The sequence below is a fragment of the Leisingera sp. F5 genome (assembly GCF_001593695.1).
Window position 1 is genome coordinate 45,829 of sequence record NZ_LUKH01000028.1, and the last position, 7,074, is coordinate 52,902.

At 60.9% G+C, this 7,074-nt stretch carries 7 protein-coding genes and 1 pseudogene; 3 read left to right on the plus strand and 5 right to left on the minus strand.

From position 1 onward, the window contains the following. Window positions 1-23: 23 nt before the first annotated feature. Genes A2I95_RS17920 through A2I95_RS17930 form a run of 3 tightly spaced genes read left to right on the plus strand, consistent with a single transcriptional unit; the run spans window position 24 to window position 4,403 of the window. A complete protein-coding gene (locus A2I95_RS17920; protein ID WP_291731761.1) occupies window positions 24-2,393 on the plus strand; it encodes a TRAP transporter fused permease subunit in 2,370 nt (789 codons plus the stop codon). Between the two features lie 2 nt (window positions 2,394-2,395). Then, window positions 2,396-3,667, plus strand: coding sequence for a M20/M25/M40 family metallo-hydrolase (locus tag A2I95_RS17925; RefSeq protein WP_291731763.1), 1,272 nt, complete (start codon window positions 2,396-2,398; stop codon window positions 3,665-3,667). Continuing rightward, a complete protein-coding gene (locus tag A2I95_RS17930; protein ID WP_291731765.1) occupies window positions 3,660-4,403 on the plus strand; it encodes a sulfite exporter TauE/SafE family protein in 744 nt (247 codons plus the stop codon). The genes A2I95_RS17925 and A2I95_RS17930 overlap by 8 nt, the downstream gene beginning before the upstream one ends. A gap of 281 nt (window positions 4,404-4,684) precedes the next feature. On the opposite strand, the gene A2I95_RS17935 is transcribed toward A2I95_RS17930, so the two are convergent. The 5 genes and pseudogenes from A2I95_RS17935 to A2I95_RS17950 form a co-directional block, all read right to left on the minus strand. Beyond that, window positions 4,685-5,617 carry a DNA cytosine methyltransferase gene (locus A2I95_RS17935; protein ID WP_291731767.1) on the minus strand — a complete coding sequence of 311 codons (933 nt, stop codon included), beginning with the start codon at window positions 5,615-5,617 and terminating at the stop codon, window positions 4,685-4,687. After that, the gene (locus A2I95_RS42575; RefSeq protein ID WP_367151894.1) at window positions 5,562-5,777 is read right to left on the minus strand and encodes a Com family DNA-binding transcriptional regulator; all 216 of its coding nucleotides are present in this window, start codon (window positions 5,775-5,777) and stop codon (window positions 5,562-5,564) included. Before A2I95_RS42575 ends, A2I95_RS17935 begins: the two co-directional genes overlap by 56 nt. A 151-nt stretch (window positions 5,778-5,928) precedes the next feature. Next, window positions 5,929-6,351 carry a DUF4376 domain-containing protein gene (locus tag A2I95_RS17940; protein WP_291731769.1) on the minus strand — a complete coding sequence of 141 codons (423 nt, stop codon included), beginning with the start codon at window positions 6,349-6,351 and terminating at the stop codon, window positions 5,929-5,931. Further along, window positions 6,348-6,680: a hypothetical protein gene (locus A2I95_RS17945; RefSeq protein WP_291731771.1), complete on the minus strand. Its 333-nt coding sequence runs from the start codon at window positions 6,678-6,680 to the stop codon at window positions 6,348-6,350. Before A2I95_RS17945 ends, A2I95_RS17940 begins: the two co-directional genes overlap by 4 nt. 11 nt (window positions 6,681-6,691) lie before the next feature. Next, window positions 6,692-7,074: pseudogene (locus A2I95_RS17950) on the minus strand (hypothetical protein); the annotation flags it as partial.

The window sequence follows — 7,074 nt, forward strand, 5'->3', positions numbered from 1 at the left end:
TTTCCTTCAACCCGGAAATCACCATGTCTGATAAACCACTGCAACAAGCTGCAGTCGATGAGGCGTTGAAAGTCGAACGCAACGACTATTTCGGCCCCTGGCCGAAAACCTTCATCACCGTTGCCGCCCTTTGGTCCCTTTACCAGCTGTGGATCGCGTCCCCGGTTCCCTATGCACTTGGCTGGGGCATCTTCGTGGACCTGCCCGCCCGCGGCATTCACCTGGCTTTTGGCCTGTTCCTGTGCTTCCTGCTGTTTCCTGCCAAATTTGAGCAGGAGCGGGCCGGGAAGGCATGGTTCAGCCTGATCCTGGCAGGGATCTCGGCCGCCTGTGCGCTGTATGTCTGGCTGGGGTATGATGGTATCGTCTTGCGGGCGGGCATCCTGCTCGACCTGGACATTCTCGGAGTCTCCGTCCCGTTTGAAGCCATCCTGTCCGCCGTTGGCATGGCGCTGCTGCTGGAGGCCACGCGCCGGGGCGTGGGGCTGCCGCTGGTGATCGTCTGCGGCATCTTCATGGTTTACTCGCTGTTTGGTCCCTACATGCCCGAGATCATCGCCCACCGCGGCGTGTCGATTTCGCGGATGACGGGTTACAACTGGCTGACCAGCGAGGCGATCTTCGGGATCCCGATTGCGGTCTCCGTCAGTTACGTGTTCCTGTTTGTGCTGTTCGGCGCCTTCATGGATACCGCGGGCGCCGGCAAGTTCTTTCTGGATCTGTCCTTTGCTGCTGTTGGCAAGTACCGCGGCGGGCCGGCCAAGGCAGCCATTCTGGCATCCGGCCTAACGGGGATGATCTCGGGCTCATCCATTGCCAACACGGTGACAACAGGCGCCTTTACCATTCCGGTGATGAAAAAGACCGGCTTCCCTGGCGACAAGGCCGGCGCGATCGAGGTATCCGCGTCGATCAACGGCCAGATCATGCCGCCGATCATGGGCGCCTCGGCCTTTATCATCGCGGAGTTTATCGGCATCTCCTATTACGATGTGATCGTGCATGCGATGATCCCGGCCTTCATCGCCTATCTCTCGCTGTTCTACATCTCGCATCTGGAGAGCCTGAAGCTGGGCCTGGAAGGCCTGCCCAAAGCCGACCTGCCGGCAATTCGCAAGACGCTGAAAGAAGGCGCCTATTTCCTGGTCCCGATCGGCATGCTGGTTTACCTGCTGCTTGTCGAACGCTGGAGCCCAGGCAGTGCAGTGTTCTGGTCAATCCTGATGATGGCGGGGATCATCGTTGCCCAGCAGGTTGTGCTGGCACGCGAACACGGGCTGTCCGTCGCTAAGGGAATCCGGTCCGGTGGCATCATTGTCTTCTATTCGCTGGTGGCAGGCGCAAAGTCGATGACTGCGGTGACAGCTGCTGTTGGGGCTGCCGGCATCATCGTCGGCATTGTGTCGTCCACCGGGTTGAACAACGCAATGCTGGGAATTGTCGAAGCGCTGTCGCAGGGCAATATCTATATCCTGTTGGGCTTGGTGGCTGGTGTCAGCATCGTGCTGGGCATGGGCCTTCCAACCACTGCGAACTACATCGTGGTGGCCTCGCTGATGGCCGGTGTGATGGTGGAATTGGGCAATGCCTCGGGCCTTGTGCTGCCGCTGATCGCCGTGCATCTCTATGTCTTTTACTTCGGACTGATGGCGGACGCGACACCGCCGGTGTGCCTGGCGGCCTTCGCGGCTTCGGCCATCTCCGGTGCTGACCCAATGAAGACAGGTGTGCAGTCGTTCAAATATGCGATCCGCACTGCGATTCTGCCGATTGTCTTCATCTTCAACCCTGAACTTCTGTTGGTCGGAGTCGACAGCATTTGGCACGCCATTCTGGTCTTTATCGTGTCGTTGATTGCGATCTTCGCCTTCTCGTCTTTGACGCTGCAGTGGATGTTCGTACGCCTCAAACTGGTGGAGGCGGTGCTGCTGGTCTTTGTCGTCGTCAGCCTGTTTCGCCCTGATTTTGTGCTGGACCGGTTCAGCCCGGCCTTTGCGGATGCGCCGCTTGAGACCGTTGTGGACGGAACATTGCCCGTCGATGAAGGCCAGAAGATCCGCGTCTACGTGACGCGCGAGACCGAGTACGGTGACCGCTACAAGCTCTTTACCGTCACCGTTCCGCAGGCGGCGGAGAATATGACAGCGGCGATCGGTCTGGACCTCACCGCAGAGCCGGATGGGCGTGCCAGCGTGACCGATGTTGCCTTTAACGCACCTGCCGAACAGATCGGCATCACCTGGGGCGACTATGTGACAGCCGTCGGGCTGGAGCAGTCGGGCCGGCCGCCCAAGGAGATCATCTATATTTTCGGTCTGCTGGCCTATGCGGGCGTCATTCTGATGCAGCGGCGCAGGATGAGAAACAACAATCCCAAACCAGTGGAAGTGTGACAATGGCTGTGAAACTGACCGAAACAAACCTGCGCAACAGGATCTGGTTCTGGCTCGATCAACACCGGGAGCGAGTTGTGGACACCACTATGCGGCTGGTGAAGATCAAAAGCCCGCAGCCAGAAGGTGATGTCCGTGCCATGGCGGATGAGATCGAAGCCATCGCCGCAGAGATCCCGGGGGTGGAGATCGAGCGGTATATCTCGGAAGAGCCGATCCACAACTTGGTTCTCCGGTTGCGCGGTAACCGCCCAGGCAAGAGGCTTGTGTTCAACGGGCATATGGACACCTTCCCGGCGGGCGAGCTGTCCGCCTGGAGCCGCAGCCCGGAAGGCGAGATCGTTGGCGGTAAGGCCTATGGGCTTGGGATCTCAGACATGAAAGGGGGGATTGCCGCCAGCCTGATGGCCTTGAAATGCTTGGCGGAAACCGGCGCGGACTTCCCCGGAGAAATCGTCTGCACCTTTGCCGGGGACGAGGAAACCATGGGGGTTCTGGGCACCCAGTTTCTGCTGGATACAGTGCCGCATGTCAAAGGTGATGCTATGATCAGCGGTGATGTTGGCTCGCCCCATGTGCTGCGCTTCGGGGAAAAGGGGATGATCTGGGCCAAGGTCACCGCCAGGGGGCGGTCGACCCATGCCGCCCATGTCCACAAAGGCGAAAGCGCCATCGAGAAGTTGACAGGCGTGATGGAGGCATTCAAGTCCATTCGCAGCCTGCCCGCCGATAGTGAAGGCAGCAATGTCCTGCCGCTGATCGACCGCTGGTCAGAGAAATCTGAATCCTTGTCTGGCAAGGGTGAAACGCAGGTGCTGAAGTCCGTCACTGTCACCTTTGGCACGATCAGCGGCGGACGGCTGTCCAACCTTGTGGCGGACCACGCGGAGTTCACTTGCGACGTGCGCCTGCCGGTTGGGGTTCCAGTTGCCCGCGCCGAGGCCGAGCTGCAGAGGATCTGCGGCGAGGCCGAAGGCGTCTCTCTGGAGATCACCCGCCGCTATGAACCCAGTTGGACCGCGCCAGACCACCCGGTAATCGAAACCGTCAGGGCCAATTGTGCCGCCCTGCTGGGTGAGGAACCTGCCGTGACCATGCGCGTCGGTGCCTCTGATGCGCGGCTCTATCGATATGCGGGCGTGCCTTCGGTGGTCTGCGGCCTTACCGCCTTTAACCTCGGCGCGCCGGATGAACATATCCTGCTTGAAGAGCTGACTGCGCTGGTTGATATCTTTGCCCTGTCCGCGCATGACTACCTGGTGAGCAATGCTTGATCTGACCATCCTGTTCACGGCCGCCTTTCTGGCCGGAGTCCTGAATGCCATTGCAGGCGGCGGCAGTTTTCTGACCTTTCCGGCGCTGGTTTTTACCGGCGTGCCGCCGATCCCGGCCAATGCCACCAGCGCGGTTGCCGTCTTCCCTGGCTACCTGTCAGGGGCCGCGGGCTTCAAGGAAGAACTGCGCAGCTATGACCGCCGCGCGCTGTTCACGTTGACGGGGCTGTCTATCGTCGGTGGCATCGCGGGGGCGCTGCTGCTGCTGGTGACCCCTTCCGAAGTGTTCAGTTTCGTGGTGCCGTGGCTTCTTTTGTTCGCCACGCTGCTGTTCGCTTTTGATAAGCAGCTGCGGGCAATGACCACCCGGGAGACGGGCAGCGGTCCTTTCAGCAGGACAGCGGCCACACTTGCTGTGACCACCTACGGTGGCTATTTCAACGGCGGTCTTGGGATCGTGCTTCTGGCACTGTTCTCTGGTCTTGGATTCCGGGACATTAACCTGATGAACGGGCTGAAGAATGCCCTTTCTTTCATCCTGTCGGGTGCCTCGGTAGCGACCTTCGCCCTGGCAGGTATCATTTACATTCAGGAGGCGGCACTGATGATGGTTGCTGCCACAATCGGCGGGTACGCCGGTGCCCGCCTGGCCCGGCGCCTGCCAGTTCAGGCTGTGCGCGCTATCGTGATTGTGGTTGGCCTGGGAATGACCTTCGCTTTCTTTCTCAATAAATAAAGTGACGCATTTAGGCGGGCGCAAATGCTGCGCAATACAGTAACGACCGCTTTGACGGGCTGCGTCGCAGCAATTGCACTTAGTGGCCAGTGGCAGCTCTGGGCCGGTCGGGCGCTTCCGGCATGACCGGTCGCGCCGAGTTTGCAAAGGGCGCTTCCTGCGCATTGCTGTCGCAGAAGCATGGCGCAGCATCGGTCGGATTGGGCTCGCATCCGCCGTTCTCTGCCTGATGGACCAAGGGCCGGTCTAAGTTCGGTGCTAGCGTAAGGAGGAGCCCCGGCCTAAGCCGGGAACTCCTTCTTCAATTCGAGATACGCGCGCGCTGCAGCCATTGGGACCACCCCGTTACCGGCTGCAGCGGATCGGTCCACCCCGCAGGCCAGCCCATTATCCAGTCGGTGAAGGCAGGGTTCTGCTGCAGCAGGGCTGTCCCCTTCGAGTGCGCGTCCCCAGCCAGCAAGGTCACCAGGCATCGGGGGGAAGAGGCCAGCGGCCCCGGCGTCCAGCCGGTCGCCTTCATCAGATCCCACATCACAGTCCAGCAAAGCCCCGCCGTTCGCAGCGAGACCTGCCCCCCGGCCTGATTCTGATCGGCTACAAACAGGAAGCTGCCGGGCCCCATCCGGATCGAGGTCCGGTTGCCGCCCTGCTTGTAGGTCGGCGTGGGCCAGAATGAAGAGCCTTTGCCTGATATGAGACCCGCCGACTTCAGCCGCCGATTGCACGCGCGCTGCAACCCGGTAGCCCATGCCTTGAAGGTCGCGGACGACGTCTTGCAGGCCAAGGGTGAGATGGCCGGCGACGTTCTCAAAGAAACACCATTCCGGCTGCACCTCGCCGATGATGCGGGCAACGTCCGGCCATAGGTGCCGGGGATCCTGGTCGCCTTTGCGGTCTCCGCTGAGGGTGAAGGGTTGGCAGGGATAACCGGCAGAGAGGAGATGAACGCGGCCGCGCCACGGTTTGCCGTCGAAGGATTTGATATCGTCCCAGACAGGAGCCGCAGCCAGGGACGTGTCCGCCATCCGCGCCACGAGAGCGGCCGCGGAGAAACTGTTCCGCTCGACATAACACACAGTTCGGTATCCGGGTTCTGCAAGGTGCAGGCCAAGGTCAAGTCCTCCGACACCGGCGCAAAGGCTGATGCCGAGAAGGTCGTTAGATCGGTTGGGGGTACAAAGAGCCACACTGTGGGTCCTTTCCATCGCGCTCATTGGAAGTATCCGGGCGCTTTGGTGAAGGGCTCTGCGGCCTCAGGGAATTATGTGCCTTGCATCTGGGGCACTTGATGGCGAGCGTGCCGCTGAGGGCGCCAGGCTCAATTTTGAATAACAATCTGCGGCATTCACCGCAACGCTGGTCTTGCAGCTTCAAGTGGAATCACTCCAAAGAGGCCGGGTCCTCGAGGACAGGGAGCGGCCAAGAGTGTGTAGTGGTCGGCGGGGTCTGGTGTGAGAGCTAAGGCCCCGAGTTTGGGGGGTGATGGTACACCCCCCGGCCTCCCGTTTACGGGAGGCGGGTTGTTTCAGCTTTCAGCAGCGGGACCGGCCAGAGCGGCGGCAAAGGCAGCCACCGCATCAAACCCGGCCAGCTCCGCATCACCAAGCGCCGCAACCTGCGCCTCAACCGCTTCTTCAGCATCAAAGCAGCTCTGCACATGGGCTGCGACGGCGGCTGTGATCTGTTCCAGATCCAAGCGTGTCAGCTTGACCCAGCCGTCAGGGGCTTTCCAAGAGAACGGTTCACTCTTGATGCCCAGTTGCAGAGCGCTCAGCGCTTCGGTGAGGTCCGCGCGGGTCAGACGGTCGGTGCGGGCATGGAAGCCGTTGGGCAGCGTGATGCCGCCGTTTTGGACGTCCCACCGGGTGGCCGTCAAAACGGACAGGAGGGCAGCGCGCGCCGCTGCCGCAACCTGCTCCGGTGTGGTGATTTTCAGGGAAAAGCTCATGCCTCAGCCTCGCTGGCCTGGGGTTTGCGGGCAATCGGATCAGGCACCGGGCCGCTGGTGGCGGTGAACACAGGCGGGACAGCAGGCTGGTCCGGCTCAGCCGTTGCGTCGGAATAGACCCAGCGCAGCCGCACATGCAGTTCGCCGTTGATCCGCTCGATGCGCCCTATGAAAGGGTGGCTATCACCCTCTGGTTCAGCAAAGCCGCCGTCGGGCACATCGAAAAGATCAAAGGGCGTTCCATCGACAGTGATCACATCGCCGCTCACGCTGGCGCTGGTTTCAGACTGGCCGGGCAGACCGGCCACACAGATGCAGATAATTTTCATGATGATATCCTTTAGTACCAGCGGCCGATTGCGATCAGGCTGATGGCGCCTCCCACTCGGGAACCGCTGGTGTTCCAGTGGTTGAAATCAACGCTTGAGGTTGTAGGTGGCCGAACTGAAACGAAGGTTGCATCTGCGCTTGTCCGCCCCCCGCCGGTCACAGTAAGCCCGGTGGCTGTTGTAAACGCAGCCGGGAAGGACCAAGTGCTGTCCGCCGCCGTAGTGCTGGGCGCAACAGTCTCCGTGCAAATCTGCGTCCCGTCGGCAAAGCGCACATACTCGCCATTGGCGTTACTGCCGCGCTCGATCACGGCGCCGGTAGGGATGCCGCCGGACTGGGAGACTGTGCCAAGAATGTTTGCACTGGTGAAAAACTCGGCCCAATCGGTAGGCA

Bases quoted from the DNA above. Each gene is read 5' to 3' on its own strand.
- A2I95_RS17920 (WP_291731761.1), top strand. From the start codon at position 24: ATGTCTGATAAACCACTGCAACAAGCTGCAGTCGATGAGGCGTTGAAA.
- A2I95_RS17925 (WP_291731763.1), top strand. From the start codon at position 2,396: ATGGCTGTGAAACTGACCGAAACAAACCTGCGCAACAGGATCTGGTTC.
- A2I95_RS17930 (WP_291731765.1), top strand. From the start codon at position 3,660: ATGCTTGATCTGACCATCCTGTTCACGGCCGCCTTTCTGGCCGGAGTC.
- A2I95_RS17935 (WP_291731767.1), bottom strand. From the start codon at position 5,617: ATGAGCGCGATGGAAAGGACCCACAGTGTGGCTCTTTGTACCCCCAAC.
- A2I95_RS17940 (WP_291731769.1), bottom strand. From the start codon at position 6,351: ATGAGCTTTTCCCTGAAAATCACCACACCGGAGCAGGTTGCGGCAGCG.
- A2I95_RS17945 (WP_291731771.1), bottom strand. From the start codon at position 6,680: ATGAAAATTATCTGCATCTGTGTGGCCGGTCTGCCCGGCCAGTCTGAA.